This is a genomic window from Streptomyces sp. NBC_00461 (assembly GCF_036013935.1).
Taxonomy (GTDB): Bacteria; Actinomycetota; Actinomycetes; order Streptomycetales; family Streptomycetaceae; genus Streptomyces.
Genome location: NZ_CP107902.1, coordinates 8,837,685 through 8,864,051 on the forward strand (window position 1 = coordinate 8,837,685; position 26,367 = coordinate 8,864,051).

27 protein-coding genes are annotated in these 26,367 nt (G+C 71.0%); 23 read left to right on the plus strand and 4 right to left on the minus strand.

Annotated features, from left to right (window positions below; translation table 11 throughout):
• Nucleotides 1-86 precede the first annotated feature (86 nt).
• Nucleotides 87-1,232, minus strand: coding sequence for a substrate-binding domain-containing protein (locus tag OG870_RS40895; protein ID WP_266591983.1), 1,146 nt, complete (start codon nt 1,230-1,232; stop codon nt 87-89).
• A gap of 216 nt (nt 1,233-1,448) precedes the next feature.
• Nucleotides 1,449-2,489 (minus strand): NAD(P)-dependent alcohol dehydrogenase, encoded by a 1,041-nt coding sequence (locus OG870_RS40900; protein WP_266591985.1) that lies wholly within the window; start codon nt 2,487-2,489, stop codon nt 1,449-1,451.
• A gap of 92 nt (nt 2,490-2,581) precedes the next feature.
• Here OG870_RS40900 and OG870_RS40905 point away from each other — a divergent pair, with 92 nt between their 5' ends.
• The 4 genes from OG870_RS40905 (at nt 2,582) to OG870_RS40920 (ending at nt 8,175) form a co-directional block, all read left to right on the plus strand.
• Nucleotides 2,582-3,382: an SDR family NAD(P)-dependent oxidoreductase gene (locus tag OG870_RS40905; RefSeq protein WP_266591987.1), complete on the plus strand. Its 801-nt coding sequence runs from the start codon at nt 2,582-2,584 to the stop codon at nt 3,380-3,382.
• A 188-nt stretch (nt 3,383-3,570) separates the two neighbouring features.
• Nucleotides 3,571-4,440 (plus strand): branched-chain amino acid ABC transporter permease, encoded by an 870-nt coding sequence (locus OG870_RS40910; protein ID WP_266591989.1) that lies wholly within the window; start codon nt 3,571-3,573, stop codon nt 4,438-4,440.
• An 11-nt stretch (nt 4,441-4,451) separates the two neighbouring features.
• Nucleotides 4,452-6,968, plus strand: a complete 2,517-nt coding sequence (locus OG870_RS40915) for a branched-chain amino acid ABC transporter ATP-binding protein/permease (protein ID WP_266591991.1) — start codon at nt 4,452-4,454, stop codon at nt 6,966-6,968.
• Nucleotides 6,969-7,020: 52 nt separating this feature from the next.
• Entirely contained in the window at nt 7,021-8,175 is a 1,155-nt protein-coding gene (locus OG870_RS40920) for an acyl-CoA dehydrogenase family protein (protein WP_266591993.1), read from the plus strand.
• A 174-nt stretch (nt 8,176-8,349) separates the two neighbouring features.
• Here the strand turns inward: OG870_RS40920 and OG870_RS40925 are convergent, their stop codons facing one another.
• Nucleotides 8,350-8,835 (minus strand): hypothetical protein, encoded by a 486-nt coding sequence (locus tag OG870_RS40925; RefSeq protein ID WP_266591995.1) that lies wholly within the window; start codon nt 8,833-8,835, stop codon nt 8,350-8,352.
• A 210-nt stretch (nt 8,836-9,045) separates the two neighbouring features.
• On the opposite strand from OG870_RS40925, the gene OG870_RS40930 reads away from it, so the two are divergent.
• On the plus strand, nt 9,046-9,747 hold the full coding sequence (locus OG870_RS40930; RefSeq protein WP_323179469.1) for a 2-phosphosulfolactate phosphatase: 702 nt from the start codon (nt 9,046-9,048) through the stop codon (nt 9,745-9,747).
• A gap of 5 nt (nt 9,748-9,752) precedes the next feature.
• Here OG870_RS40930 and OG870_RS40935 read toward each other — a convergent pair whose 3' ends face one another.
• Nucleotides 9,753-10,616, minus strand: a complete 864-nt coding sequence (locus OG870_RS40935; protein ID WP_266591999.1) for a 3-hydroxybutyryl-CoA dehydrogenase — start codon at nt 10,614-10,616, stop codon at nt 9,753-9,755.
• Nucleotides 10,617-10,791: 175 nt separating this feature from the next.
• Between OG870_RS40935 and OG870_RS40940 the strand changes: the two genes are divergently transcribed.
• From OG870_RS40940 to OG870_RS41025, 18 genes are all read left to right on the plus strand, one after another.
• Entirely contained in the window at nt 10,792-11,865 is a 1,074-nt protein-coding gene (locus tag OG870_RS40940; protein WP_266592001.1) for an alcohol dehydrogenase catalytic domain-containing protein, read from the plus strand.
• A gap of 85 nt (nt 11,866-11,950) precedes the next feature.
• Complete coding sequence (locus OG870_RS40945; RefSeq protein ID WP_266592003.1) at nt 11,951-12,739, plus strand: enoyl-CoA hydratase/isomerase family protein; 789 nt, start codon at nt 11,951-11,953, stop codon at nt 12,737-12,739.
• 5 nt (nt 12,740-12,744) lie between these two features.
• On the plus strand, nt 12,745-13,125 hold the full coding sequence (locus OG870_RS40950) for a Zn-ribbon domain-containing OB-fold protein (RefSeq protein WP_266592005.1): 381 nt from the start codon (nt 12,745-12,747) through the stop codon (nt 13,123-13,125).
• Nucleotides 13,122-14,267, plus strand: a complete 1,146-nt coding sequence (locus OG870_RS40955) for a thiolase family protein (RefSeq protein WP_266592007.1) — start codon at nt 13,122-13,124, stop codon at nt 14,265-14,267. The genes OG870_RS40950 and OG870_RS40955 overlap by 4 nt, the downstream gene beginning before the upstream one ends.
• A gap of 20 nt (nt 14,268-14,287) precedes the next feature.
• Nucleotides 14,288-15,490 carry an acyl-CoA dehydrogenase family protein gene (locus OG870_RS40960; protein ID WP_266592009.1) on the plus strand — a complete coding sequence of 401 codons (1,203 nt, stop codon included), beginning with the start codon at nt 14,288-14,290 and terminating at the stop codon, nt 15,488-15,490.
• Complete coding sequence (locus OG870_RS40965; RefSeq protein ID WP_266592011.1) at nt 15,487-16,446, plus strand: phosphotransferase family protein; 960 nt, start codon at nt 15,487-15,489, stop codon at nt 16,444-16,446. The genes OG870_RS40960 and OG870_RS40965 overlap by 4 nt, the downstream gene beginning before the upstream one ends.
• A gap of 21 nt (nt 16,447-16,467) precedes the next feature.
• Nucleotides 16,468-17,700 (plus strand): acyl-CoA dehydrogenase family protein, encoded by a 1,233-nt coding sequence (locus OG870_RS40970; RefSeq protein WP_266592013.1) that lies wholly within the window; start codon nt 16,468-16,470, stop codon nt 17,698-17,700.
• A complete protein-coding gene (locus OG870_RS40975; RefSeq protein WP_266592015.1) occupies nt 17,697-18,473 on the plus strand; it encodes an SDR family oxidoreductase in 777 nt (258 codons plus the stop codon). Before OG870_RS40970 ends, OG870_RS40975 begins: the two co-directional genes overlap by 4 nt.
• On the plus strand, nt 18,470-19,243 hold the full coding sequence (locus OG870_RS40980; protein ID WP_266592017.1) for an SDR family NAD(P)-dependent oxidoreductase: 774 nt from the start codon (nt 18,470-18,472) through the stop codon (nt 19,241-19,243). The genes OG870_RS40975 and OG870_RS40980 overlap by 4 nt, the downstream gene beginning before the upstream one ends.
• The gene (locus tag OG870_RS40985; RefSeq protein WP_266592019.1) at nt 19,240-20,031 is read left to right on the plus strand and encodes an enoyl-CoA hydratase/isomerase family protein; all 792 of its coding nucleotides are present in this window, start codon (nt 19,240-19,242) and stop codon (nt 20,029-20,031) included. Before OG870_RS40980 ends, OG870_RS40985 begins: the two co-directional genes overlap by 4 nt.
• Nucleotides 20,032-20,053: 22 nt before the next feature.
• Nucleotides 20,054-21,202 carry an acetyl-CoA C-acetyltransferase gene (locus tag OG870_RS40990; RefSeq protein WP_266592021.1) on the plus strand — a complete coding sequence of 383 codons (1,149 nt, stop codon included), beginning with the start codon at nt 20,054-20,056 and terminating at the stop codon, nt 21,200-21,202.
• A gap of 81 nt (nt 21,203-21,283) precedes the next feature.
• Entirely contained in the window at nt 21,284-21,904 is a 621-nt protein-coding gene (locus tag OG870_RS40995) for a TetR/AcrR family transcriptional regulator (protein WP_266592023.1), read from the plus strand.
• Nucleotides 21,905-22,079: 175 nt separating this feature from the next.
• On the plus strand, nt 22,080-23,270 hold the full coding sequence (locus OG870_RS41000) for an ABC transporter substrate-binding protein (RefSeq protein WP_266592025.1): 1,191 nt from the start codon (nt 22,080-22,082) through the stop codon (nt 23,268-23,270).
• Between the two features lie 31 nt (nt 23,271-23,301).
• Complete coding sequence (locus tag OG870_RS41005) at nt 23,302-23,661, plus strand: nuclear transport factor 2 family protein (RefSeq protein WP_266592027.1); 360 nt, start codon at nt 23,302-23,304, stop codon at nt 23,659-23,661.
• Nucleotides 23,662-23,664: 3 nt separating this feature from the next.
• Nucleotides 23,665-23,973, plus strand: coding sequence for an FAD-binding protein (locus tag OG870_RS41010; protein ID WP_266592029.1), 309 nt, complete (start codon nt 23,665-23,667; stop codon nt 23,971-23,973).
• A 36-nt stretch (nt 23,974-24,009) separates the two neighbouring features.
• Entirely contained in the window at nt 24,010-24,390 is a 381-nt protein-coding gene (locus tag OG870_RS41015; RefSeq protein WP_266592031.1) for a nuclear transport factor 2 family protein, read from the plus strand.
• Nucleotides 24,391-24,408: 18 nt separating this feature from the next.
• Nucleotides 24,409-24,729: an EthD family reductase gene (locus OG870_RS41020; protein ID WP_266592033.1), complete on the plus strand. Its 321-nt coding sequence runs from the start codon at nt 24,409-24,411 to the stop codon at nt 24,727-24,729.
• A gap of 91 nt (nt 24,730-24,820) precedes the next feature.
• The gene (locus OG870_RS41025; RefSeq protein ID WP_266592035.1) at nt 24,821-26,323 is read left to right on the plus strand and encodes a class I adenylate-forming enzyme family protein; all 1,503 of its coding nucleotides are present in this window, start codon (nt 24,821-24,823) and stop codon (nt 26,321-26,323) included.
• Nucleotides 26,324-26,367 lie beyond the last annotated feature (44 nt).

Sequence of the window (26,367 nt, forward strand, 5' to 3'; positions counted from 1 at the left end):
CGCTTGCGGGTCGATAACCAAGCTGAAATGACTTCAGTTATTGCGGTGGTGGGTGCCGAGGCGTGCCGCGGCACCCACCGTGACCGTCAGCTCTTGCCCCAGAGCTTCTTGAACTGGGCCTGGTAGTCCTCGACGAGCGGGAACTGCGTCTTGGTCGAGATCAGGTTGTCCTTGGTGATGACCATGAACGGCAGCTTCGCGTCCTGCGTGACCTTCATCGACTGGCCGGTGAAGTGCCGCGCCAGCCCGTCGGCCTGTGCCCACGCGTTCTCGATGTGGTTGAACGCGATGGCGGCCTGCGTCTGGCCGGAGTGGATGTACTCGTAGTTGGTGGCCTCGCCGACGTTGACGACCGTGTGCACCTTGTTCTGCAGCCCGGCGGCCCGCAGTGCGGCCGGCACGCCCACGTTCATCAGAGCCAGCGAGAAGGCGACGTGGGTGACCTTGGGGTGCGAGCGGAGGTAGGACACGACGCGGTCGGGCATGTCCTTGCCGATGGAGCTGATCGGCACGTCGACCTTGTCGTACCCGCAGCCGGAGCACCATTTCTCGTACTCGCTGCGGAAGGTGGAGGCGACGGGCTTGAGGATGCCGTACGTCGGCAGGTCGAAGTAGACGGTGTCCGCCTGGCCGTTGCTGTCGGAGGTCACCCAGGAGGCCATCAGCTTCCCCTCGATGGCCACCACGTCGGGTCCGTCGATCAGCATGCTGATGCCGTCGCCGGCCGTGTCGTCCGTGGAGGACTCGACGACGGGGATGTTCATGTCCATGAGCTGCCCCAGCTGCTTGGCGAAGACGCTCCGCGGGAAGCCGGAGGCGATCACCGCGTCGGGCTTGTCACGCACCGCCTGCGTCCAGGCGGCCTGGACCGACTGCGGGGTGCCCTGGGTGGGGATCTTGTTGACGGTCCAGCCCAGCACCTTGGCGGCCTGGCTGAAGTAGTTCGCCAGATCCTGGCAGGACTGCACGCCGCACAGGATGAAGTCGATCTTCCTGTCGGTCGGGATCGGCTTCCCGACGGGCTGGGTGATGCCGATCTGCGTGGGCCGCTTCGAGTACTGGGCGAGCACCTTCCGGGCCGCGTCGACACCGGCTGACCCGCCGCCCGCGGCCTTCGCGGAACTGTCGGCACCGGCGCTGCCGCCGCACGCGGCCAGGGCGAGCAGCCCGGCGGCGGTGAGCAGAGCGGTGGCGACCCGGGTGCGGCTCGCGGGGGTGGTTGTGCGACTCATGGCACTTCTCCTGTCGACCGGGCGGCGGCTTGAGCCGCGCCTCCATGCCGTGCAACCTGAGTTCAATTCAGGTGAATGTAAGCGGGCGGGAGCCGCTAGGCAACAGTCGTGCGTGGCTTTGGTCGAGGATCGGTCCCGGGGCGCGTGTACGCCTCTTGACATGTACGCCGACCCGGGAGAGGCCGGCGCCCGTCGGCACCCCGGAACGTGTACCGCTCAGTCGGGCACCAGCACCGCCCGCCCCCGCACCCGCCCCCGTCGCAGCCGGCCGAACGCTTCGAGCGCCGCCGACAACGGCAACCGCTCGATCTCGACGTGCAGTGCCCCCGACCGTGCCAGGGCGATGACCTCGGCAAGTTCGGGGCGGGTGCCCCAGAAGGGCAGCGAGAGCCGGAAACCGGGCGGGAGGAATCCCGGCTTGCGTACGGCGACCTGACCGCCGCCGCTGCCGACCAGCGCGAGTTCTCCGCCCGGGCGCAGGAGGTCGACGGCCAGTCGGAGGGTGGCGTCGTTGCCGACGAAGTCCAGTACGGCGTCCGCGCCCACGCCCGCGGTGGCCGCCCTCAGCACCCGTGCGGTGTCCGCCCGCATCAACGTGCCGTCGTGCGCCCCGGACCGGTGGGCGACGGCGAGGGCCTCCTCGCGCACATCCACGGCGAGCACCCGGCTCGGAGTGGTCGCGCGCAGGATCTGGACGGCCAGGTGTCCCAGCCCGCCCACGCCGATCACCACGGCGGTGCTTGCCTCGCCCAGCGCGCCGCGCAGCCCGGCGACGGCGTGATACGACGTCAGGCCCGCGTCGGAGAGCGGTGCCGCCTGATCGGACGGCAGGTCGCCGATCGGCACCAGGTGGCGGGCGGAGGGGACGAGAACGTACTCGGCCATTCCGCCGTCCTGGCCGAGCCCGACGCCGTGCCGGCCGAGTTCGCCGCGCCGGTCGCAGTAGTTGTCCCGGCCGGCCGTGCAGCGGGAGCAGTCGCCGCAGCCCCACGGGCCGTAGATCGCGACACGCTCGCCGATCCGGAGTCCCTCGGCGTCGAGGCCGAGGGCCGCGATGTGCCCGGCGACCTCGTGGCCGAGTGTGAACGGCAGCCGGTAGGGGAGTGTGCCCGGCGCCGAGTCGATCACATGCAGATCGGAGTGGCACAGGCCCACGGCCTCCACCCGCACCAGCACCTCCGCTCCGCGGGGTTCGGGGCGCTGGACGTCGCCGATCGTCGGCTCCCGGCCCCATTCCCTCAGTCGTACAGCCCGCATGTTCACCGTCCCGGGTCTTGTCAGGTAGCCGCCGGGGACGATAACAGAGATGAAGTCAGTTCAAAATCATTGCGTCGAGAGGTTGTGCACGGATGTGTGCGGATGGGCAGCAGGCCAGGTTCCGGGACAAGGTCGCGATGGTCACGGGTGCCGGCTCGGGCATGGGTGCGGCCGTGGCCCGGCAGTTGGCGGCCGAGGGTGCGGGAGTGGTGGTCCTCGCCGATGTGAACGGTGAGAGCGTCGCCGCCCTGGCCGAGGAGTTGCCGGCCGGGCGGGCGATGCCCCTCGACGTGGCGGACGCGGTCGCGGTCGACAGGGCCGTCGAGAACGTCCTGCGCGCATACGGGCGACTCGACGTCGTGGTGCACGCCGCGGGCGTCGACGACCCCGAGGCCAAGCGGTGGATCGCGGACGCGCTCGACGAGGGCCGCCCGCCCGAGGTGACCGACCGGCTCGCCGACGCGGCCTGGCGGCGCGTGATGGCGGTCAACCTGGACGGCACCTTCCATGTGCTGCGCGCCGCGGTGCGGGCCATGCGGCCCGCGGGTTCAGGCGCCATCGTCGTCATCGGCTCCTCGTCGGCCTTCGACACCCCCGTCGGCTATCCCCACTACGCCGCCTCCAAGGCGGGAGTCCACGCGCTGAGCCAGGCCGTCGCCAAGGAGGTCGTGGCGTCCGGGATCCGGGTGAACGTCGTCGCACCCGGTCCGACCGAGACCGGCATGGCCGCCCGCACACCCGCAGCGCTGCGTACCGGCTTCGCCGACCCGCGCGTGCGCCCGTACGCGACAGCCGAGGAGATCGCCGACATCGCCCTGTTCCTGGCCGGTGAAGCCGCCGCGAACCTGGTCGGCGCCGTGCTGCTGGCCAACGGAGGCCGATTCACCGCCTGACCGCCTTACTACCTGACTGCCTGACCGCCCGTCTGCCGGACCCCTGTCGCGGCAGGCGATCCAATGAACACCCGCCGAGGTATTGCCACCCTCGGCATTGCATGCCTACGGTTCATGAATTGAGTTCAGTTTATGTTGTCCGGGTGTTCCTGTGACGTCCGGGCGCCCGGAGCGAGGAGTCGGTCGACGTGGATCAGTTCCTGCTCATCCTGGTGAGCGGTCTCGCCAGCGGCGCGGTGTACGGCCTGATGGGGCTCGGCTTGGTGATCATCTATCGGGCGACGGACGTGGTGAACTTCGCTCTCGCCAGCCTGGCGACCGTCGGCCTGTACGCGGCTCTGGCCCTGTACGACCGCGGACTGCCGCTGCTCCTGGCCGCCGTGGCCGCGATCGTCACCACCGCGGCGGTCGGCCTGGTCGCCCGCGAGACGGTGATCAGACCCCTCGCGCAGGGGGAGCTGCTCTCCGCGCTGGTCATGACCATGGGCGTCTCGCTCATCGCGGAGAGCGTCATCAGCACCATCTGGGACGATCAGCCACGTCTCTTCCCGAGCCTGGTGCAGGGGTCGGTCTCGCTCGGGGGCTCGGCGATCCCCACACAGAGCCTGCTGACCATCGCGGTGGCGGCCGTGGCGATGGCACTGGTGGCGTACCTGTTCGGCCGCACCACCATCGGCACCGCCATGCGCGCCGTCGCCGAGTCCGCCGACACCGCCCAGATCCTCGGTCTCGGTTCGCAGCGCATCGCCCGGATCGCCTGGGCACTCGGCCTCGCCCTCGCCGCGCTCGGCGCCTTCCTGTACGCGCCCCGGGCCGGACTGGTGCCGACGGTGCTCAGCGCACCCCTCTTCCGCGCCTTCGCCGGGATCTTCCTGGGCGGCCTGACCAGCATGTACGGGGCTGTGATCGGCGGGCTGACGGTCGGCGTCCTGGACAACCTGGCCGCGAGCTACGTGTCGGCCGGCTACCGGGACACCTTCGTGTTCTCGTTCACCATTCTCGTGCTGCTGTTCCGCCCCCAGGGGCTGTTCGGCGTGCGCACCTTCCAGCGGGTCTGAGGGAGCGGTCCATGTCCGTCGTCAGTCGTACCAACCTCGCCAAAGCGGCACTCGGACCGCTCGCCGCGGCCGTGCTCATACTCGTGATGAACAGCGGGGCCATCCCGCTCTACCAGGCGTACTCGGTAGGGCTCGCCGCCGTCTACACCGTCCTCGTGCTTTCCGTCAGCCTGCTCGCCGGATGGGCCGGGATCTGGTCGATAGCCCATCCCGCCTTCTTCGCCCTGGGCGCCTACTTCGCCGCGTACGGCAGCACCCATGGCGGGTCCCTCGAACTCGTGGTGCTCGGCGCGACCGGGTGCGCCGCGGCCTTCGGCGCGTTTCTGGGGTTGGCGGGCGCGCGGTTCTCGATGCTCTACGTCGCCCTGCTCACCCTCGCGTTCACCATGGTGTCGCTGGAGGTGATGGGGCAGTGGACCGGCGTGACCGGCGGCGACCAGGGCATCCCGATGGACAGGCTGCACAGCGCCCTGGGCCTCGGCACCGTCGCCAGTGCCGGCACACAGGCGCAGTACCTCGCCGTCGCCACGGCCGGAATCGCGCTCGCGGTCGCCGCACTGGCGAAGCCCAGCGCACTGCGGATGCGGCTGGTAGCCGCCAAGTCCCATCCGCCGGCGGCCCGTTCCATCGGCATCGCACCCGAGGCCCAGTCGGCGCTCGCCTTCGCGGTCAGTGCGGTGTTCGCCGCGCTCGCCGGCGTGCTGCTGGCCCTGGTCGTCGGATTCGTCAGCCCCGACCCGTTCTCGCTGATCCTGGCGATCGCGCTCGTCTCGGCGTGCGTGCTCGGCGGGGCAGGCACCCTGCTGGGCGCGGTCGTCGGCGGCGCCTACCTGACCTGGGCACCCACGGTCGCCGAGAGCGCGGGAGTGGCGCAGCCGATCCTCCAGGGAGTCGTGCTCATCGTCGCCCTGCTGTTCCTGCCCGGCGGAGTGGTGCTCTTCCTCGGACGTACCGCACGCCGACTGCTGCGACGCACCCCGCCGCAGGCCCCCGCCCCCGTGGAACTGTCCGAAGAACCCCCGCAGCGCGTACCCCAGCCCGCCCCAACAGCCCCGGAATTGCTGCGACTTGACAAGATCGCGGTCACTTTCGGCGGCCTGAGGGCACTCGAGGACGCCTCACTGTCCGTGCGGGCCGGCGAGACCCTGGCCGTCATCGGCCCCAACGGCGCGGGCAAGACCACCCTACTGAACGTCCTGTCCGGGCTCGTCGGAGGCGGACGGGTGGCCGGCAGCGCACAGTACCGCGGCACATCGCTGCTGAGGACACGATCCACCGCCCGCCGCAGGCTCGGCATCGGACGCACCTTCCAGCACGCGGAGACCTTCCCCGAGCTGACGGTCCTGGAGAACGTACTGTGCACCCGCCGCCGCGGCACCGCCCACAACCGTGCCAGAGCCGCCGAACTCCTCGACCGCGTCGGCCTCGCGCACGTCGCCGACCGCTACCCGGCCGAGCTTCCCTTCGGCCTGCACAAACGCCTCGACCTCGCCCGGGCGCTCGCTGAGGAGCCCGAACTGCTCATCCTCGACGAGCCGTTCGGCGGCCTGGACGCCACCGAACGCACCCTGCTCGCGCGACAGATCGTGCGACAGCAGCGGCGCGGGACGGCCGTCGTCATCATCGACCACGTCCTGGACGATCTGCTCGCCGTGGCCCACCGCGTGGTCGCCTTCGACTTCGGCCGGCCGATCGGAGAGGGCGCGCCCGACAGGATCCTGGAGGATCCCCGGGTGCGCTCCTCCTACCTCGGAGAGGGCGGAGCACGGGACGAACTCCCCGGCCGCGACGGCGCCGAGCGCGCCGCCGTGCACCTCGACGCGGTGCATCAGGCTTACGGCGGAGTCACCGCCCTGCGCGGGATCAACCTGGCCGTTCCCCGGGGCAGCGTCGTCGGCGTCGTCGGCGCCAACGGCGCGGGCAAGAGCACGCTGGGCCGCATCCTGCACGGCACGCTCCCACCCACCCACGGCCGACGTACGACCTCGGGCGACCTGCGCACCGCGCTCGTGCCCGAGGGACGTTCCCTGTTCAAGACCCTCTCCCTGCGGGAGAACCTGGAGGCCGCCGCGTACGCCGCGGGCATCAGGGGAGCGGATCTACGTGCGCGGCTCGCGGAGACCACCGCCTGGCTGCCGCCGCGGCTGAGCGAGCGGATGGGCGTCGCCGCCGGCGGACTCTCCGGAGGCGAACAGCAGATCCTGGCCATCGCCCGGGCTCTGATGGCGCGGCCGGACCTGCTGATCGTCGACGAACCGGCACTCGGCCTGTCACCCGCGATGGTCGACGAGGTGTACGCCCGCCTCGGCCGACTCGCCCACGAGGGGATGACGGTGGTCCTGCTGGAGCAGTCGCTCGGCCGTGCCGCATCCGCCTGCCACGAGGTGGTCGTGCTGCACGAGGGCTCCGTCGCCGTCCGCGGCGAGCCCGCCGACCCGACGTTCCTCGCCCGCGCCGAACAGGCCTACTTCGACGGACAGGCCGACTTCGACGGACAGGACGACGCTCCGGTCGCCGCGCACGGCTGAGGCAACCCGGCACACCCACCACCCGCACGACCCGAGCACGATGGAGACTCCCATGCACTCCCGTCACCCGGAGATCGATCCCCAGCTGCTGTCCGAGACCGACGAACAACGGGAACTCCGCACAGTGCTGCGCGACTTCTTCACCGAAGTGAGCGGCCCCGAGGAGGTCCGCAAGCACCAGGCCTCTCCCCGCGGGCACGACGAGACGGTGTGGGCCCGGCTGGCGGGTGAGATCGGCGTGCACGGCCTGGCGATCCCCGAGCAGTACGGCGGATCGGGATTCACCTTCGCCGAACTCGCCGTGGCCCTGGAGGAGTCGGGCCGTGCGCTGTGCTGCGCGCCGCTCCTGCCCACCGTCGTCCTCGCCGCCCACGCCCTCCTGCACAGCGCCGACCGCCAGGCCTGCGAGCGCCACCTCCCGCGGATCGCCGACGGCACGCTCACCGCGACCGTGGCCGGATTCCACGACGACGCAACGGACGTCCCGGCCGGCCCCGGCGTCCTCGCGGAACACGGTGCCACGGGCTGGGTGCTGCGCGGCGCCGCGGACTTCGTGCTCGACGGAGCCGGCGCGGACCTGATCCTGGTCCGGGCCCAAACGCCGGACGGCACACGGCTGTTCGCGTGCGAACCGAGTGCGGACACCTGTACACGCACACCGCGCCGCGTCCTGGACGAGACGCGCCGCCAGGCCCTGGTCGAGTTCCGCGGAGCACCGGTCCTGCCGGTGGGCGAACCGGGTGCGGTCACCGCGACGACGCTCGACGCGGGGCGGGCCGCGCTCGCCGCCGAACAGCTCGGCGGAAGCGGTCACGCCCTGGATGCCACCGTCGAATTCGTCAGGCAGCGCAGGCAGTTCGGGCGGCCGATCGGCTCCTTCCAGGCGGTCAAGCACCGCCTGGCCGACGTGCTGGTGGCGCTGGAAGCCGCGCGCTCGGCGGCCGCGTACGCGAGCGCCTGCCTGGCCACGGCCTCGCCGCAGCTGCCGGTGGCCGCGAGCGCCGCCGCCGCGGTCTGCTCGGAGACCTTCCACCTGGCGACGGCCGAGTACGTGCAGCTGCACGGCGGGATCGGCTTCACCTGGGAGCACCCGGCCCACCTGTACGTGCGCCGGGCCCGCAGCAGCGAGGTGCTCTTCGGCACCACGGACCACCACCGCACCCGCCTCGCCGACCTGACCGGCCTGCGATCCGAAAGCGCCGCGTGACACCACACACGGGCCGCGCGCTCACCACGTCGTTTCGCTTCTGCGACGGGCCTGCCGCCCGCCGCAGAGGCGGGGCCCACGCTTCGCGGCGTCTGCGCATCGGGCAGGGTGCAGCCCATGCCCGCACTGCTGTTGGCAGCCGGGAGCGGGTCGGCCGGCCGCGTCAGGCGCAGTTCACAGCGCGGCGGCCCGACTACGTACCAGGAGGTTTTGCGTCCCCAGGCCGATCGCCAGATATGCGTAGAGCGAGACGGTCCCCAGTACGCCGGCCCCGGCCGCATGGTCAATCCACAGGCCCAGCCCGAGGTGTACGCCCACCGAGGCCAGCCACAGTCCGGTAGTGGCCGCTGTCCCCTTGCGAAGCACCCGGCCCTCAGGGTCACGCCAGACCCGCACGGTCCGCGCCCTGACAGCGCCGAGGCACGCCGCGACGGCCAGGCTCACCACCAGGAGGATGACGGGCAGCGCGGTCAGCGACTGATCCCTGACGACTGACCAGACGCCCAACGCGATCCCCGCGACACCCAGGACGCCCAGGCCCCCCGGGGCGATCAGCGAACCGATGCGCCGTACCGGACGGGTGCGCAGTTGCCGACGTATCACCAAGCCGACCACGGCCAGGAGTACAACGACAGCGGCCTCGCCATGCACCTTGTGCACTTCAACTCCCCCGGTGGCTCTGCGCTCGTGCGGCGCAGTACTGCCTGCCCCATTGTGCGTGGGTGTCCGCGGAGCCAATACAGCGGCCCCTGGCGTCAGTTGGCCGCCATGCACGTGGGGTCCGGCCGAAGGTGTGCCCTCCGAGACCGTTGATGCGATGTGCATCACTCTCTGGGTGCCTCGGGTCGGGCATGCGCGATCATGACTGCAATGGACGCTCGTTTCCTTGGTATCGCTGATGTGGTCGAAGCCCCGTCCGTGGCGGTCGTGGTCGACGTCATGCGTGCTTTCACCGTGGCTGCCCGGGCCTTTGCCCAGGGGGCGGAAAAGATCGTTCTTGCCGGGTCGCTGGACGAAGCTCTGGCGCTGAAGGCTCGCCACCCGGATTGGGTGGCGCTCAAGGACGGTCCGCCCGCGCCCGGGTTCGACATGGTCAACTCGCCGGGCCTGCTGCGGTCTGCTGACCTCGGCGGACGGACCGTCGTGCAGAAGACGACGGCAGGGACGGTCGGCGCCCTGGCCGTCAGGGAGGCGTCGCTGGTGCTGTGTGCCGGCTTCGTGGTGGCGGAGGCAACTGCTCGGCTCCTGCGGACACACAAGAGCGACAGCGTCACGTTCGTCGTCACGGGCGAGGGCGGACAGGCTGATGAAGATCTGGCGTGTGCTCAATACATCGCTCGGAGAGTCACCGAGGCGGGGACGGACGCTGCCGAGTTCCTCCGCCGCGCCGCCGAGTCACGAGCCGCCGCCGAGCTGGCGGAGGGGGTGCGTCAAGGAGTCCATCCCGATGACGTCGCACTCTGTCTTGAACTCGACCGGTTCTCCTTTGCCATGGTGGCGGCCTTGGAAGATTCGCTCATGGTCCTCCGTCCGCGCGCGGTACCGTCGCTGACCGACGGCACCCCGATCTGATCTGCTCAGCTCTCGTACGTGTAGAAACCGCGACCGCTCTTACGTCCCAGGTGACCCGCGGCGACCATCCGCTGCAGCAGCGGGGGAGCGGCGTACAGCGGTTCCTTGTACTCCTCGTACATCGACTCGGCGACCGCCTGCGCCGTGTCGAGGCCGATCAGGTCCAGTAGCCGCAACGGCCCCATGGGGTGGGCGCAGCCCAGTTCCATGCCGCGGTCGATGTCCTCCGGGCGAGCCGCACCCGATTCCACCATGCGGATCGCGGCGAGCAGATACGGCACCAGGAGCGCGTTGACGACGAAGCCGGAGCGGTCGGGGGCCTGCACGACCTCCTTGCCGAGCCGGTCGGCCGCGAAGGCGCGGGCGCGGGCCAGGGTGTCCGGGCTGGTGGTGAGGGCGGGGATGACCTCGACCAGCTTCTGGACCGGCACGGGGTTGAAGAAGTGCAGCCCCACGACCTGGGAGGCCCGGCCCGTGACGACGGTGAGATCGACGACCGGGATGGAGGAGGTGTTGGTGGCCAGGACGGCATCCGGGGCGTCGACCACCTTGTCCAACTGCCGGAAGACCTCGACCTTCACCTCCCGGTTCTCGGCGACGGCCTCGATGACGAACTGCCGGTCTGCCAGCTCGCCCAGGTCGTCCGTGAAGCGGAGCCGGGCCATGGCCTGATCACGCTCGGCCTCGGTGAGTTTGCCGCGCCTCAGGCCGCGGTCCAGTGAGGCCACCACGCGGCTGCGCCCGGCGGCTGCCAGCTGCGGAGTCGACTCGGCGACGATGACGTCCAGTCCGTGCAGTGCGGCGACTTCGGCGATGCCGGAGCCCATGAGGCCGCAGCCGATGACGCCGAAGCGGGAGATGTCGGTCATGAATGTCCTTCGCTGGAGGGGGCGGAGTGCGGAGCGCGGGGTGCGGATGCGGGTCGGTCTGTGCTCCCTCCATCCTGAACCGAGGTAGGTGCACCTTTCAAGCAGTCTATTGAAGTCAGTTCAGTTCGGTGGCAATCTCGGAGTGTCGGAAACGGAACGGCACCCCGGAGGGACGATGCTGGCCGCCAGGCTGTACGGAGCCAAGGATCTGCGGATCGAGGAGATGCCCGAACCCGAGCCGGGGCCGGGCGAGGTGAAGATCCGCGTGGCGTACGCGGGGATCTGCGGCACCGACACGCACGAGTACTTCGAGACCCCGCGTGCCACCCACCAGCCCAACCCGCTGACGGGTGCGGTCCTGCCGCAGACCCTGGGCCACGAGTTCGCCGGAACAGTGGTGGCCTGCGGGGAAGGGGTCGACCGGGTCGCACCGGGCGTCCGGGCCTGCGTAAGGCCGATCCGCACCTGCGGGGAGTGCCCCCGCTGCACGGACGGGCTGCCTCATCTGTGCACGTTCCTCGCGGCGATCGGGGTGACCTCGCCCGGCGGCGGACTCGCCCAGTACGTGCTCGCCCCGGCCGACTCGGTCCATCCGCTGCCCGACGGCCTCTCGCTGGAACAGGGCGCCCTGGTGGAGCCCATGGCCGTGGCCCTGAACGCCGTGGAGCGAGCCCATGTGCCCAGGGGTGGCAGCGCCTTGGTGACAGGCGCCGGCGCGGTCGGCATGGGGGCGCTGTTCGCGCTCAGGGCGCACGGCGTCCGTGACGTGTTCGTGTCCGAGCCCTCGCCGTCCCGACGTGCGGCGGCCGAACGGCACGGCGCCCGCGTGCTGGACCCCGGCGAGGTCGACGTGGTCGAGGAGGTGATGGCCGGCACCCGCGGCCGGGGCGTGGACGCCGCCGTCGAGTGCGCGGGGCGACCGGACGCCCTGAACGCCGCCATCCGGTCGGTGGCCGCCCAGGCGCCGGTCGTGATGGTGGCCCTCTACTCGGGGCCGGTCGCCATCGACGCCTCCGTGGTGCGCCTGGCCGAACTCGCCCTGCTCGGCGCCGAGGCGTACCCCGACGGCGTCTTCGAGCGGGTCGTCGAGCACATGGCCGCCGGGCACTACCCGACGGACGGCTGGCTCGACCACATCCCGCTCAAGGACACCGCCGCGGGGCTGCGTGACGTCCGCGAGGGGCGGCGGCTCAAGGTCCTCGTCGACCTTCCCGGGGGACTCGGGAGCCCGACCGCGGCGCGAGCGTAATTGAACCGATCTCGGTCCGGGGGTTGACAGTGGATCAACCACTCCCGAGACTGTAATGAATTCAGTTCAGTTTGGAGGATCGAAGATGGCAGTGGAAGACGAGATCCAGTTCGAGCGTGACGGTCATGTCGCCCGTGTCTGGCTCAACCGACCCTGGAAGAAGAACTGCGTCACGGTGCCGATCCTGGACCGGCTCGACGAGATCATCACCGAGGTCGACGAGGACCCCGAGCTGCGGGTCCTGGTGGTTCGCGGCCGCGGCGGCACGTTCTGCTCGGGCTTCGACCTGGACAGCCTCAAGGCGGAGTACGTGGGCAGGTCGAACGCCATCGACGTCGCGGTCAAGTCCGCGAAGGTGTGCGACCGCCTGTACTCGATGAAGACCCCCTCGGTCGCGGTCCTGGAGGGCCATGTCACCGCGGGCGGCTTCGAGATCATGATCTCCTGCGACTTCGCCATCGCCGTGGACGACGCCAAGATCGGCGACTTCCACATCCGGCGTGCGCTGTTCGGCGGGGCCGGCCCGATCTACCGGGTGCCGCGCATGATCGGCATCCGCAAGACCAAGGAGCTGATGCTCACCGGCAAGCTGCTGTCCGGCATCGAGGCCGCGGACTTCGGCCTGATCAACAAGTCCGCGCCGGCCGACAAGCTGGACGCGACGGTCGAGGACTTCATCTCCGACCTCACCGACAAGAGCCCCTTCACGATGTGGCTCACCAAGATGACCATCGACCGGAGCCTGGACGCGGACACCCAGTCGCTGATGGTGATGGAACACCTGGCCGTCGGCGTCGCCCTCAACTCCGAGGACGCCAACGAAGGTGTCTCCGCGTTCCTGGAGAAGCGCGAACCGAAGTGGCAGGGGCGCTGATCCGGATGACCGGCCATCCGCGGAGTCCGGACGACGGCCTCCAGGGCTCACACTGCTCCGGCTGCTCGGTGACGGTCTACCCCGCGGACGAGGCGTGTCCGCGCTGCGGAGGGCCGGCCCACCCGGCGGCCCTGTCCGGCGCGGGCACGCTCTGGACCTGGACGGTGCAGCGCTACGCACCCAAGTCCCCGCCGTACCAGGCCCCCGCGGACGGCTTCGCGCCGTTCGCGCTCGGCTACGTCGAACTGCCCGAGGGCGTACGAGTGGCGGCCGTGCTCGACATCGAAGACCTCGACCGGGTCCGGATCGGCATGCCCCTCACCGTGAGCGTCGGTGACGGCGTGCCGCGGGCCCGGCCCACAACTGTCCGGGAGGAGGATTCATGAGCACCGACGTCCTGGTCTGCGGCGCCGGACGCACCCCGTTCGGCCGCAGCGAGGCGAGCGGCCGTCAACTGGCGGTGAGCGCGGTGAACACCGCGCTCACCGACGCCGGCATCGACTGGTCGCGGGTGGGGGCGGCCTTCGGCGGCAGCGACAGCGCCGGTCTGGCGGACACCCTGGTGGCCCAACTGGGGCTGACCGGACTGCCGTTCGTCAATGTCAAGAACGGCTGCGCGACCGGCGGCAGCGCGCTGCTCTCCGCCGTGAACGCGATTCGCTCGGGCATGGCGGACGTCGTCCTCGCCGTCGGCTTCGACAAACACCCGCGCGGCGCCTTCGATCCACGGCCCGAGGACTGGGGGCTCGGCACGGAGTACGGCAGCGACGGCCTGATGGTGACCACACAGTTCTTCGGCATGAAGATCCAGCGCTACATGCACGATCACGGCATCACGCCGCAGACCCTCGCGCTGGTCGCCGAGAAGGCCTACCGCAACGGCGGCCTGACCCCCGACGCCTGGCGCCGAACACCGGTCTCCGCCGCCGAGATCCTCGACTCCGGCATGGTCAGCGACCCCCTGACCCGTTACATGTTCTGCTCCCCGGGCGCCGGAGCGGCCGCACTGGTGCTCTGCTCGCCCGAGGTCGCCCGCACCCTGGACGGCCCGTCGGTCACCCTGCGCTCGGCCGCCGTACGCACCCGGCGCTTCGGATCCTTCGAGGTCTTCAGCCCCTGGATCCCCGCGGGCGAGCCGGCCAGTGTCAGCCGTGACGCCTCGGCCGCGGCCTTCGAGGAGGCGGGCATCGGACCCGGTGAAGTCGACGTCTGCCAGCTGCAGGACACCGAGAGCGGCGCCGAGGTCATGCACATGGCCGAGTGCGGGTTCTGCGAGGACGGCGAGCAGGAGCGTCTGATCGCCTCAGGCGCCACGGGGATCGGCGGCGCACTGCCGGTCAACACCGATGGCGGCTGCATCGCCAACGGCGAACCCATCGGAGCCTCGGGACTGCGTCAGGTCTACGAGGTCGTCCAGCAACTGCGCGGCAGAGCCGGCGAGCGTCAGGTCCCCGGCAAACCCAGGACCGGGTTCACCCATGTCTACGGCGCCCCGGGCGTGAGCGCCTGCACGGTGCTGTCCCGCTGAACGGAGGTGGAGAAATAACCATGAGCGGTATCCCGGAACCCGAGGAGTTCCGCGCCCGGGCCCGCCAGTGGCTGGCCACGGTCGCCCGGCCGCGCGCCGCCGGCGGACAGTGGGGCAGCGGCTCCGACTCCGTCGCCGTGTTCGAGAACTGGACCGAGCAACAGGAGCGCGACCACACCGCCCGCACCCGGCAGTGGGAACGCACTCGCCACGACCAGGGCTGGGGCGCACTCAACTGGCCGTCCGCATACGGCGGACGCGACCTGCCCGCCTACTACGAGCAGCTCTACCGCGCCGAGGAAGCCGCCTTCGACGTACCGCACCGCACCGAGGTCTTCCCGGTGACCCAGCAGCTCGTCGCGCCCGCGATCGGTATCTGGGGCTCCGAGGAACAGAAGCGCCGCTGGCTGCGGCCCATGCTGCGCACCGACGAACTGGCCTGCCAGCTCTTCTCGGAGACAGAGGCGGGCTCCGACCTCGCCGCGGTGCGCACCAAGGCGGTGCGGGACGGCGAGAACTGGGTGCTGGACGGCCACAAGGTGTGGACCTCCGGAGCCCGCGTCGCCACCTGGGGCGTCGCGGTCTGCCGCACCGACCCGGATGTCCGCAAGCACGCCGGCATCACCGTCTTCCTGGTGCGCATGGACGCGCCGGGTGTGACCGTCCGGCCCATCCAGCAGATGACCGGCGGCGCCAGCTTCAACGAGGTCTACCTCGACGGTGTCGTCGTGCCGGACACCGACCGGCTCGGACCGGTCGGCGAGGGCTGGCGGGTCACGCTCAGTGTGCTGGCCGCAGAGCGGCTCGACTCCGGCAACCTCGGCCTCGACAACGCCGACCGGGCCCTGGAGCTGGCCAGGCACCTGCCCCGTCCGCTCACCGGCTCCGAACGGCAGCGCGCCGCCGACCTCTACCTCCGCACCCTCGTGCAGCGGCTCATCGGCCTGCGGGTGACCGGCGCCCTCGTCGCCGGACGTGAACCCGGCGCGGAGGCCTCGGTCGGCAAGCTGTACGCCACCGAGACCATGCGCCGCACCAGCGACCTGGTGTCGGAGCTGCTCGGCCCGAGCCTCGTCGCCGACACGGGGGAGTGGGGCACGTACGCCTGGACGGAGCACGTGCTCGGCGCGCCCGGCTACAGCATCGCGGGCGGCACCGACGAGATCCAGCACAACATCCTCGCCGAGCGCGTGCTCGGCCTGCCCAGGGAGCCGGTCCGATGAGCCCGGCCGCGGAGGTGTCGGACCTGGCTGCCCGGGTCCGCCACCGACTGGGCGCGTCCACGGGGGAGTTGACGACCCTGCCGGGCGGCCACTCCGGGCTGACGTACTCGGTCTCGGCCGGGGACACGAGGCACGTCGTCAAGGCCGTACCCCCAGGACAGCGGCCCGTCGGGCGCAACGACGTCCTGCGCCAGGCCCGGGTGCTGGCCGCGCTCGCCGGTTCCGCGGTGCCCGTGCCGTGCGTGACCGCCGTCGACGAGGCCCAACCGGCGTGGTTCGCCATGGAGTTCGCGGCCGGGGAGGCCGTCGAGCCCGTGCTCGACGAGCCGGAGCTGTCCCCCCGGACCGCGCGGGCCCGGATGCTGGCGGTCGCCCCCGTGCTACGCCGGCTGCACGCCACCGACATCCGCACACCCGGGCTCGACCCACCCGAACCGCTCGACGCGGCAGGTGAGCTGGAACGCTGGAGCCGCACCCTGCACGCCGTACCGGCCGAACTGCGCCCGGGAGGCGAGGAATTGCTCAAGCGCCTCGCCGACGAGGTGCCCGGCGGCCTCCCGCCCGTCCTCCTGCACGGCGACTTCCGGCTCGGCAACGTGCTGTGCGTCGGTGAGTGCGCGGTGGCCGTCGTCGACTGGGAGATCTGGAGCGTCGGCGACCCCCGTATCGACCTGGGCTGGTTCCTGCTCTTCGCCGACCACCGCAACTTCCCCCGACTGGGCCGCGCGGTGCCCGGACTGCCCACCGAGGCCGAACTCCTCGACGCGTACGGCGACGGCGGGCCCGCGCTGCCCGACCTGGACTGGTTCCGCGCCCTGGGCCGGATGAAGATGGCCGCGATCATGGGCCACAACCTGCGTCGGCATCGCGAGGGCAAGCATCACGACCCGGACCAGGAGCGACTGCCGCCCACCATCGCCGCGATGATCCGCACGGCGCGCGACATCCTCGCCTGATGCCTGACCGAAGGAGCAATCGTGGATTTCGGATTCTCGCCGAGGGCGAGTGAACTCCAAGGCCGTATGCGGTCGTTCATGCAGGAGCACGTCTTTCCCGCGGAGGCCGTCTACGACCGGCAACTGGCCGGGGCCGACGACCCGCACGCCCTGCCGCCGGTGATGACGCAGCTCAAGGAGAAGGCGCGCGCCAAAGGCCTGTGGAACCTCTTCATGGCACATGGCGACTGGGGCGCGGGCCTGACCAACCTCGAATACGCGCCGCTCATGGAGCTGGCGGGCCGCTCCATCATCGGCCCCGAGGTGTTCAACTGCTCCGCGCCCGACACCGGCAACATGGAGCTGCTCGCGCTGTACGGCACCCCCGAACAGCAACAGCGCTGGCTGCGACCCCTGTTGGAGGCCGAGATCCGCTCCTGCTTCGCCATGACGGAGCCTGAGGTGGCGAGTTCCGACGCCCGCAACATCCGTACGCGTATCACCCGCGACGGCGACCACTACGTCGTCAACGGCCGCAAGTGGTACACCTCCGGGATCCTCGACCCCGACTGCCGGCTGATCATCCTGATGGGCAAGACCGACCCGGACGCGCCCACCCACCGGCAGCAGAGCATGCTCCTCATCCCCCGGGACACTCCCGGCATCACGATCCTGCGCGACCTGCCGATGTTCGGCTACACCGACCGGCTCGGCCACGGGGACGTGCTCTTCGAGGACGTCCGTGTGCCGGTGGAGAACATCCTCGGCGGGGAGGGAGAGGGCTTCGCGATCGCCCAGGGACGGCTCGGGCCGGGCCGTATGCACTACGCGATGCGAGCGGTCGGATTCGCCGAGCGTGCCCTGCAGTTGATGTGCGAGCGCGCCACCGAACGTGTCGCCTTCGGCGGCCCGCTCGCCGACCGGGGCGTGGTGCGCGAGTGGATCGCCCGCAGCCGCATCGAGATCGAGCAACTGCGGCTGCTGGTCCTGAAGTCGGCCTGGCTGATGGACACCGTCGGCAACGCCGCCGCCCGGATGGAGGTCGCCGCCATCAAGGTGGCCGCCCTGGAAGTGGCCCACAAGGTCGTCGACCGCGCCGTCCAGACGCACGGCGCGGCAGGCGTCAGCGACGACACCGTACTGGCCCGGCTGTACTCCATCACCAGGGCATTGAAGATCGCCGACGGCCCCGACGAGGTGCATCTGCGCACCGTGGCCCGCCAGGAACTCGCCCCGTACAAGAAGAAGTCCGACACGAAGGCAGGGGCAGCGTGAGCGCCAACTCCCTCGACGGCAGGGTGGCCGTCATCACCGGCGGATCCCGTGGCATCGGCCTGGGCATCGCCACCGCCTACCGGACGGCCGGCGCGCACGTGGTCATCGCCGCCCGCAAGGCGGCCGGACTCGCCGAAGCGCGCGAGCAGTTGCTGCGGGTCAAGGGCGACGGAGACCTGCACACGGTCGTCGCCAACGCCGGCGAACCCGACCAGGCCGAGGCCTGCGTCGAGGAGACCATGTCCCGCTTCGGGCGGGTCGACATCCTCGTGAACAACGCGGCGACCAACCCTTACCACGGAGACCTGCTCGACCTGGACCTGCCGCGTGCGGAGAAGACCGTACGGGTCAACCAGTACGGGATGATCGCCTGGACCCGCTGCGCCTGGCGCGCCTGGATGGCCGAACACGGGGGAGCGGTCGTCAACATCGCGTCCGTGGGCGGCCTGATCGTCGACCCGCACATCGGTTACTACAACGCGACCAAGGCCGCCATGCTCCACATGACCCGGCAGCTCGCCTACGAACTCGGGCCGCGGGCACGGGTGAACGCGATAGCCCCCGGGCTGATCAAGACCGAACTGGCGCGTGCCGTGTGGGAGGTCCGCGAACCCGTCCTCACCGCCAAGCTGCCGATGCGGCGCCTGGGCACGGTCGAGGACGTCGCCGCCGCGGCACTGTTCCTCGCCTGCGACGCCTCCTCCTGGATGACGGGCCAGACTCTGGTCCTCGACGGCGGAGCGACCGCCCTGCCCATCGGGGTGGACGAATGACCGCGCCCCGCCCCGCTGCCGGACTCTTCTCGCTGGAGGGCAGGACGGCGATCGTCACCGGGGCCTCCGCCGGGCTCGGCGCCCGTTTCGCCGTGGTCCTCGCACAGGCCGGCGCCACCGTCTTCGCCGCCGCACGCCGCATCGACCGCCTCAAGGAACTCGCCGACACCGACGCCCGCATCCACCCGGTGGCCTGCGACGTCTCGCTGGAGGCCGACCGGACGCGACTGGCCGAGACGGCGCTGAGCACCACCGGCCGGATCGACGTGCTGGTCAACAACGCGGCCAGCCCGGGCGAGACGCGTGCGGCGGACGAGTCCCCGGACGCCTTCGCCGGGGTGCTGGACGTGAACCTCACCGCCCCCTTCCACCTGGCGAGGCTCACCGCCGAGGCGCCGGCCCCGGCCGGCGCCAGGAGCATCATCAACGTCGCCTCCATCCTCGGCCTGGTCTCGGCCGCACCCCTCGGCGGCGCGAGCTACTCGGCGTCCAAGGCCGGACTGATCGGCCTGACCCGTGAGCTGGCCGGACAGTGGGGCCGTGACGGCATCCGCGTCAACGCTCTCGCCCCGGGCTGGTTCCGCACCGAGATGACCGCGGACCTCTTCGGCGACGAGCGCTCCAGCCGCTGGGTGGAACGCAACACCCTGCTGCAGCGCGGCGGCGACGGTCACGAACTCGACGGCGCCCTGCTGTTTTTGGCCTCGGATGCCTCCTCGTACTGCACCGGGCAGGTCCTCACCGTCGACGGCGGATGGACCGCGCGATGACTGTGACCCTCGACATCCGGTACGACGGCCTCGCCCGTGTCACCCTGCGCCGCCCCGCCGCGGGCAACGCCATCGACCTGGAGACCGCACACGGACTCCTCGACGTGGCACGAGCCTGCGAACGCGACGCCGTACGGGCCGTGCTGCTCACCGGTGAGGGCAGGTCCTTCTGCGTCGGCGGCGACCTCAGGGAGTTCTCCCGGCTCTCCGGCGAGGCCCTGGAGAAGCACCTGATCGCGGTCACCGACGCCCTGCACGACGCCCTGCGCACCTTCGCCGCGATCGACGCGCCCCTGGTGGCCGCCGTACAGGGAGCGGTCGCGGGTGCCGGCATCGGCCTGGCCGCGGCCGCCGACATCACCCTCGCCGCCGACAACGCCTCGTTCACCGCCGCCTACACCGGCATCGGATACTCGCCGGACGCCGGAGTGAGCTGGTCGCTGCCCCGCCTCATCGGCCCCAAGCAGGCCCTCGACCTGCTGTTGACGAACCGCAGGGTGCCCGCGGCGGAGGCCGCCGCGCTCGGACTGGTCAGCCGGGTCGTCGCCGCCGACCAACTGGCCGCGGAGGCCGCGCGCACGGCCGGGACCCTGTGCCAGGGCCCGACCGCCGCCTTCGGCGCCACCCGCAGGCTCGTCGCCGCCGCCCTCACCTCGGACCTCTCCTCGCAGCTGGACCGCGAGGCCCGTGCGCTCGCCGCGGCCGCCGTTTCCGAGGCGGGCCGCGAGGGCGTGGCCGCCTTCCTGGCCAAGCGGGCGCCCCTGTTCGCACCCACCCCCTTCACGTAACCCCGGACCCCAGGGAGATCCCGTGTCGCAAGCATTCGTCGTCGGCGCCGTCCGCACGCCGGTAGGCCGCCGCAAGGGCACACTCAGCGGCGTGCACCCCGCCGACCTCGGCGCGCACGTCCTGCACGCCCTGCTCGAACGCACCGGAGCCGATCCCGGCAGCATCGACGACGTGTACTTCGGCTGTGTCAGCCAGATCGGCGCCCAGACGGGAAATATCGCCCGCACGGCCTGGCTGTCCGCCGGGCTGCCGCAGCACGTGCCCGGCACCACCATCGACCGGCAGTGCGGCTCCTCCCAGCAGGCCGTTCACTTCGCCGCCCAGGCGGTCGGATCCGGCGCCGCGGACCTGGTGATCGCCGGCGGCGTCGAGGTGATGAGCCTGGTGCCCATGGCCAGTCCCATGTTCGTCGGCGAACAGGCCGGTATGGGCAGCCCCTACGCGGGCGGAGGCTGGCGTGCGCACTTCGGGGAGCAGGAGGTCTCGCAGTTCCGCGGAGCCGAGCTGATCGCCGAGAAGTGGGGCGTCTCGCGCGAGGACATGGAGCGGTTCGCCCTCAGCAGCCACCAGCGGGCCCTCGCCGCACAGGCCGCCGGCGCCTTCGACGAGGAGATCGTTCCCGCCTTCGGTCTCACCGCCGACGAGGGACCGCGCGCCGACACCACGCTGGAGAAGATGGCCGGCCTGAAGACGCTCACCGAGGACGGCCGGCTGACGGCCGCCGTCTCCAGCCAGATCTCCGACGGCGCCGCCGCCCTGCTGATCGCCTCCGAGGAGGCGGTACGCCGGCACGGCCTGACCCCGCTGGCCCGCGTGCACAGCATGGCCGTGGTCGGCTCCGACCCGGTCCACATGCTGACCGGTCCGATCCCGGCCACCGAGAAGGTCCTCGACCGGGCGGCCCTGTCGGTCGACGAGATCGACCTGGTCGAGATCAACGAGGCCTTCGCCTCCGTCGTGCTGGCCTGGCAGAAGGAGATCGGTGCCGATCAGGCCCGGGTCAACGCCTTCGGAGGGGCCATCGCGCTCGGCCATCCGCTCGGTGCCACGGGCGCCCGGCTGATGACCACGCTCGTCCACCAGCTGCGCAGGACCGGTTGCCGCTACGGTTTGCAGACGATGTGCGAGGGCGGCGGCATGGCCAACGCGACCGTGCTGGAGCGGCTGTGACCGGATCCGGCTGGTAACTGAGTTCAACTTGGGTTTACCCTCGGGTACGGACACGGTGAGTGACGGCCATGGAGAGGGAGTATGACGAGGATCGTTGAACCGGAGGCCGGACCGAGGTCCAAGCGCGCCGCCATTCTCGCGGCCGCGGTGGACTGTTTCGGCGAGACGGGCTTCGAGGCCACCAAGTGGTCCACGGTGGCCGAGCGGGTCGGCATCGGACAGACCGCGCTCTATCACTACTTCGAGTCCAAGACGCACTGCCTGCTCACCATCATGCGGATCGAACTGGAGCGTTCGCACGACCGGTTCGTCGAGGCCACCAAGGACGCGGCGGACCCCGTGGAGGCGCTGCGGGCCGCGGTCCGCGCGGCGTACGACGTCTCTCCGCACGAGGTCCTGCAGATGCGCATCCTGCAGAACCACATGGACCTGCTGTCCGGTTCCCGCAGGTCCAAGCGCGAGGAGGCGGAGCGTGTCGCGGCCCGCCAGCTGGTCCAGGTGGTCGAGCGGGACTGGATGAACCTGCTGGTCAAGGGCATGGCTCAGGGTGCCTTCCCGCTGCGGGACGCACAGCTGCTCGGCGCGAGCGTGCTCGGCCTGATCGTCAGCGTGTGGCGGTGGTACCGGCCGTCCGGACCGACGCCGCTGGCGGAGATCGGCGAGCTGATCGAAGGCGCCTGCGTACGGATGGTCGCCACCTGACGTACCGGGAGACCTCGGCTTTCGCGGCCCCCGACGGATGTCCGTCGGGGGCCGCGCCGTTCCCGGGCCGATGTCGGGTGATCGGTTTCGTGTCGGGCCATTGCCAGGCGCGTTTCCCCGGGATTAACATCGGGAACGTAACTGAATTGAACTCAGGTTGATCCGAGGAGGGGTCTTGCGACGACGCACGACACGCTCGCTCACCGCCGCCGCAGCCCTGCTCGCCGTCGTGGTGAGCGCCTGCGGCACCACCGGCCCCTCGGCGTCGGCGGACGACAAGGTCATCAGGATCGGCGCCTGGTTCCCGCTCACGGGGGCGGTGGCCTCCTTCGGCATCCCCGAGCGGGCCGGCGCCGACGCGTACTTCAAGTCGGTCAACGCACGCGGCGGGATCAACGGCCGCAAGATCGACTGGATCGTCAAGGACAACGCCTTCGATCCGCAGCAGACCGTGCAGGTCGCCCGCCGACTCGTGGACCAGGACGGCGTCGTGGCGATCGTCGGGGCCAACGGCACCGCGCAGTCCCAGGCCACCTTCCCCTTCGTACTCGGGCAGCGGAAGGTGCCGGTCCTCAACCCCCTGGGCGGTGACGCCTCCTGGTACGAGCCGCCCCGCGAGGGTCTGTACGGACTGCAGACCCTCTACGAGGACCAGGCCGCCGCACTCGGCGAGTGGGTGGCGCGCGACGGGGCGAAAAAGGTACTCGTCGTCCACAGCGACCCGAAGGCGTTCGTGAACGTCGCCAAGGACATCGCCCCCGCCGCCCACAGGACCGACCCGTCGATCCGCGTGAAACGACTGCCGGTCAAGTTCCAGACCACCGACTACAGCCCCGTCATCAGCAAGGTGAAGGCCGAGAAACCCGACGCCGTCGTCCTGATCCTCGCCTCCGCCGAGGCCGCGTCCTACCTCAAGGAAGCCAAGCTGCAGCACCTGTCCACGCCGGTGTACGGCTACGCGCCCGTGGCGGGACAGTCCACGCTCACCCTGGCCGGCTCGGCGGCCGAAGGCGTCAGGGCGGTGCAGCTGGTCAAGTCGCCGCACGACGACGACCCTGCCATCAAGGAGTTCCGCGCCGCCCTCGCCCGGTACGAGCGGGGACAGCCGGCCGACTTCATCACCCTGTGGGGCTGGGCAGCCGCGAAGGCGTTCGTGGAGATCGCCAAGACCATCGACGGGCCGGTCACCTCGCAGTCGCTGACCGCCGCCTACGCCAGGGCCAAGGCGGTCGACACCGGTGTCGGACCGGTCCTCAACTTCTCCGCGGACAGCCACAACGGCACCCGCGACGTACAGAAGGTCGTCGTCAGGAACGGCCGCTGGGAGTCACAGGGGGACTTCTTCACTCCGCCCACCAGAGACTGACCCGCCATCCGCACCAGCGAGAGGAACCTCAATGACCAGCGTGCTGCGCGCCTACATGGCACGGATGGACAGCGGCCGTCCCGAGCAGGCACTCGAACTGCTCGTGCCGGACTTCCGCTTCCTCATCGTCCTGCCGACGGGAGAGGCCACCGGGCGCTCCAAGGACGATTTCGCCGCCTACATCGCGGGCCGCAACGCGGTCGAGCGGGCCCACGAGATCCTCCGCCGCAGCAGTGACGGTGACCTGGAGACCGTGTACGGGGTGGTGACCGAGTCCGGCAAGACCATCGGGTCCTTCCTGTCGGCCGCCGTGGTCACCCCCGACGGGCGGATGGCCCGCTACCAGTCGTACTTCACCACGACCTACGACCTCATCGACCGGCAGGACTGAGCCATGACGGCACAGACGCAGGTGGACGTCGTCGTCCTCGGCGCAGGCCTCGCCGGACTGAGCGCGGCCGCGACGGCGGCGGCGGAAGGCGCCTCGACCTTCGGCGGCATCGAGGTCGCCGCCGAAGGCACGGTCGTGGACGCGTCCGGCCGGCCGGTACGGGGCCTGTACGCGGCGGGCGCCGACATGGGCGACGCCTACCACGAGGGATACGGCGGCGGACTGTGCCTCGCGGTCGTCTCGGGCAGGCGCGCGGGCCGCCTGGCCGCGGCCCGGACCCGACGACGTACGCCCGTCCCCGCGGCGCACTGACACAGACCAGCAGACCTTCCGAACCAGGGAGCCGAGATGACCGACACATCCACCGCGACCGCCCCTTTCCTAACCGCGTGGTTCGAGATCCTCGACAGCGACGAGCCCCACCGGATCCTGGACCTGATCGGCGACGACTTCACCCTGTCCATCCTGTTCTCCACCGGCGACGGCAACGCCACCGACTTCGCAGGGGACCGCGCCGCGCTGGTCGGCTACCTCGAACAGCGCGAGAGGGGCACGCGCACCCACCATCTGCTGTCCGCGACCACACTGGGCCAGGACGAGCTCTTCCTCGGCGAGGTGCGGCGCGCGGGTGTCCCCGAGGCGAGCTTCGTCGCCGCCGGACGGGTGAACGCGGCGGGCAGGCTGCAGCGTCTGCTGATCGGCCGCTCGTCCCAGATCCGCTTCAACTGAACACGTACGGAGAACAGCATGTACAACCTCGTCCTGCTGGCAGCACGGCCCCCGGAGTGGACGCACGAGCGGTTCATCGACTGGTGGCGCGGCGACCACGCCGAACTGACCTACCGCCTGCCCGGCCTGCGCGCCTGGCGGCACACGGAGATCGACCGGGCGATGGAGCCGAGGTCCGAGGGCTGGGACGGGATCTCCGTGCTCGGCTTCGACTCCCCGGAGGATCTGAAGAAGGCCCTGGCGAGCCCGGAGTGGGCGGCGGCCGTGGCACAGGTGGGAGACATGAAGGGCCGCCGCATCGCGGTGATGGGCCATGAGGCGGAGATGTTCACCGCCTGAGAGGGCCCGTCCGGGGGCCGTCCGGCAACGGCACAGCATGCGAGAAGCAGGGTTCATCACGGCGTCCGGCACAGCGTAGCGAGGAAGATGTATGCGACAGGTAGTTCGGGAGTTCCAGCGAAGGGCCGAGCAGGCGGACTTCGTGGCCGTCGTGGACGACACCGGCAGCCACACCGCGCGTGAACTGCTCGCCGAGGCGGCCCGGCTGGCCGAGGCGATGTTCCCGCGCGGGGCCGGCGGCACCGTCATGCTCCAGGCCGACAACTCATGGCGGACCGTCGCCGCCAGCCTCGCCGTCGGCCTCGGCGGCGGTGTCCTCGCAGTCGTCAACCGGCACACCACATGCGCCGAGTTCGCCGCGGCCTTCGAGGACATCCGGCCGGACGTCGTCGTCGCCGAGCCGTCGGCGCGGGACGAATGGGCAGTGCCCGAGCTGTTGCCGGGCCGGACAGCCGCCGTGCTCGACGGCTGGACCTGCCAGGCCGCACCCGAGCAGCGTGACGTGGCCCGCTGGTCGGGTGGCGTCCTCATCGGACTGACCTCCGGCTCGACCGGGCGGCCCAAGGGCGTGGTGCAGTCCGAGGAGGCCCTGCGCTACGCCGGCCGGAGCACCATCGACATCAACGGCCTGGCCCGCGGCGACGCGGTGGCCGCGATCGTGCCGCTCTCGTCGACGGCCGCCTACTGCTTCGGCGTCCATCTCTCCCTGCTGCTGGGCGGCCCGCTCGTGCTGACGGCGAAATGGGACCGGGCCGTGGCGCTGCGGCGGATGGCCGAGACCCGGGCCCGCTGGACGATGTGCGTCCCGACGATGGCGCTGCAGATGGGCGCCGAGGCGGCCGGCTCGGGCATGCTCGCCGGAGTCCGCGCCATCACCGTGGGCGGCGGACCCATGGACCGCGGTGCCCTCGCCCGCGCCGAACAGTCCCTCGGCACGAAGATCCTCCGCGTGTTCGGCATGTCCGAGTGCCTGGGCCACACCTCGCCCAGGCCCGACGACCCCGAGGAGATCCGGCTGGGCAGGGACGGCCGCCCCTTCCCCGGTACGGACCTGCGGGCCCTCACGCCCGACGGCTCCGAGGCCGGAGCGGGGGTCACCGGACCGGCGCAGGTACGGGGTCCCTCGCTCTTCCTGGGCTACGCCCGCGACGGCGCGGTCGAAGCACCGGAGCTGACCGCGGACGGCTACTTCCCCACCGGTGACCTGCTGTTGACCCATGAGGACGGCACCGTCAGCATCATGGGCCGCGAGAAGGACATCATCATCCGCGGCGGCCGCAACATCGACATCACCGAGATCGAGCGGGCGGTGGCCGGCTACCCGCGTGTGTCCCAGGCCTGCGTCGCGGCCGTCCCCGACGAGGTGCTGGGCGAACGGGTGGCACTGCTCGTCGTCACCGAGGACGGCGGCGGCATCGACCTGGCGGAGGTCACCGGACACCTGGAGGGCGTCGGCCTCGCCAAGGCCAAGTGGCCCGAATTCGTGTACGCCGTCGAGGAGTTGCCCCAGACCAAGGTCGGCAAGCTCGACCGTTCCGGTGCCCGCGCACTGGCGCACCGGCTGCGCGGGCGGGCACCCGACCCGGCGGCCTGACCCGGGGCGCACCGATCCACAGCAGTACACCAGAGCAAGGGAGA

Bases quoted from the DNA above. Each gene is read 5' to 3' on its own strand.
- OG870_RS40915 (WP_266591991.1), top strand. From the start codon at position 4,452: ATGTCCGTCGTCAGTCGTACCAACCTCGCCAAAGCGGCACTCGGACCG.
- OG870_RS40955 (WP_266592007.1), top strand. From the start codon at position 13,122: ATGAGCACCGACGTCCTGGTCTGCGGCGCCGGACGCACCCCGTTCGGC.
- OG870_RS41020 (WP_266592033.1), top strand. From the start codon at position 24,409: ATGTACAACCTCGTCCTGCTGGCAGCACGGCCCCCGGAGTGGACGCAC.
- OG870_RS41025 (WP_266592035.1), top strand. From the start codon at position 24,821: ATGCGACAGGTAGTTCGGGAGTTCCAGCGAAGGGCCGAGCAGGCGGAC.
- OG870_RS40930 (WP_323179469.1), top strand. From the start codon at position 9,046: ATGGACGCTCGTTTCCTTGGTATCGCTGATGTGGTCGAAGCCCCGTCC.
- OG870_RS40995 (WP_266592023.1), top strand. From the start codon at position 21,284: ATGACGAGGATCGTTGAACCGGAGGCCGGACCGAGGTCCAAGCGCGCC.
- OG870_RS40940 (WP_266592001.1), top strand. From the start codon at position 10,792: ATGCTGGCCGCCAGGCTGTACGGAGCCAAGGATCTGCGGATCGAGGAG.
- OG870_RS40905 (WP_266591987.1), top strand. From the start codon at position 2,582: ATGTGTGCGGATGGGCAGCAGGCCAGGTTCCGGGACAAGGTCGCGATG.
- OG870_RS40945 (WP_266592003.1), top strand. From the start codon at position 11,951: ATGGCAGTGGAAGACGAGATCCAGTTCGAGCGTGACGGTCATGTCGCC.
- OG870_RS40960 (WP_266592009.1), top strand. From the start codon at position 14,288: ATGAGCGGTATCCCGGAACCCGAGGAGTTCCGCGCCCGGGCCCGCCAG.
- OG870_RS40900 (WP_266591985.1), bottom strand. From the start codon at position 2,489: ATGCGGGCTGTACGACTGAGGGAATGGGGCCGGGAGCCGACGATCGGC.
- OG870_RS41015 (WP_266592031.1), top strand. From the start codon at position 24,010: ATGACCGACACATCCACCGCGACCGCCCCTTTCCTAACCGCGTGGTTC.
- OG870_RS40950 (WP_266592005.1), top strand. From the start codon at position 12,745: ATGACCGGCCATCCGCGGAGTCCGGACGACGGCCTCCAGGGCTCACAC.
- OG870_RS40920 (WP_266591993.1), top strand. From the start codon at position 7,021: ATGCACTCCCGTCACCCGGAGATCGATCCCCAGCTGCTGTCCGAGACC.
- OG870_RS40965 (WP_266592011.1), top strand. From the start codon at position 15,487: ATGAGCCCGGCCGCGGAGGTGTCGGACCTGGCTGCCCGGGTCCGCCAC.
- OG870_RS41010 (WP_266592029.1), top strand. From the start codon at position 23,665: ATGACGGCACAGACGCAGGTGGACGTCGTCGTCCTCGGCGCAGGCCTC.
- OG870_RS40985 (WP_266592019.1), top strand. From the start codon at position 19,240: ATGACTGTGACCCTCGACATCCGGTACGACGGCCTCGCCCGTGTCACC.
- OG870_RS40935 (WP_266591999.1), bottom strand. From the start codon at position 10,616: ATGACCGACATCTCCCGCTTCGGCGTCATCGGCTGCGGCCTCATGGGC.
- OG870_RS40895 (WP_266591983.1), bottom strand. From the start codon at position 1,232: ATGAGTCGCACAACCACCCCCGCGAGCCGCACCCGGGTCGCCACCGCT.
- OG870_RS40980 (WP_266592017.1), top strand. From the start codon at position 18,470: ATGACCGCGCCCCGCCCCGCTGCCGGACTCTTCTCGCTGGAGGGCAGG.
- OG870_RS41005 (WP_266592027.1), top strand. From the start codon at position 23,302: ATGACCAGCGTGCTGCGCGCCTACATGGCACGGATGGACAGCGGCCGT.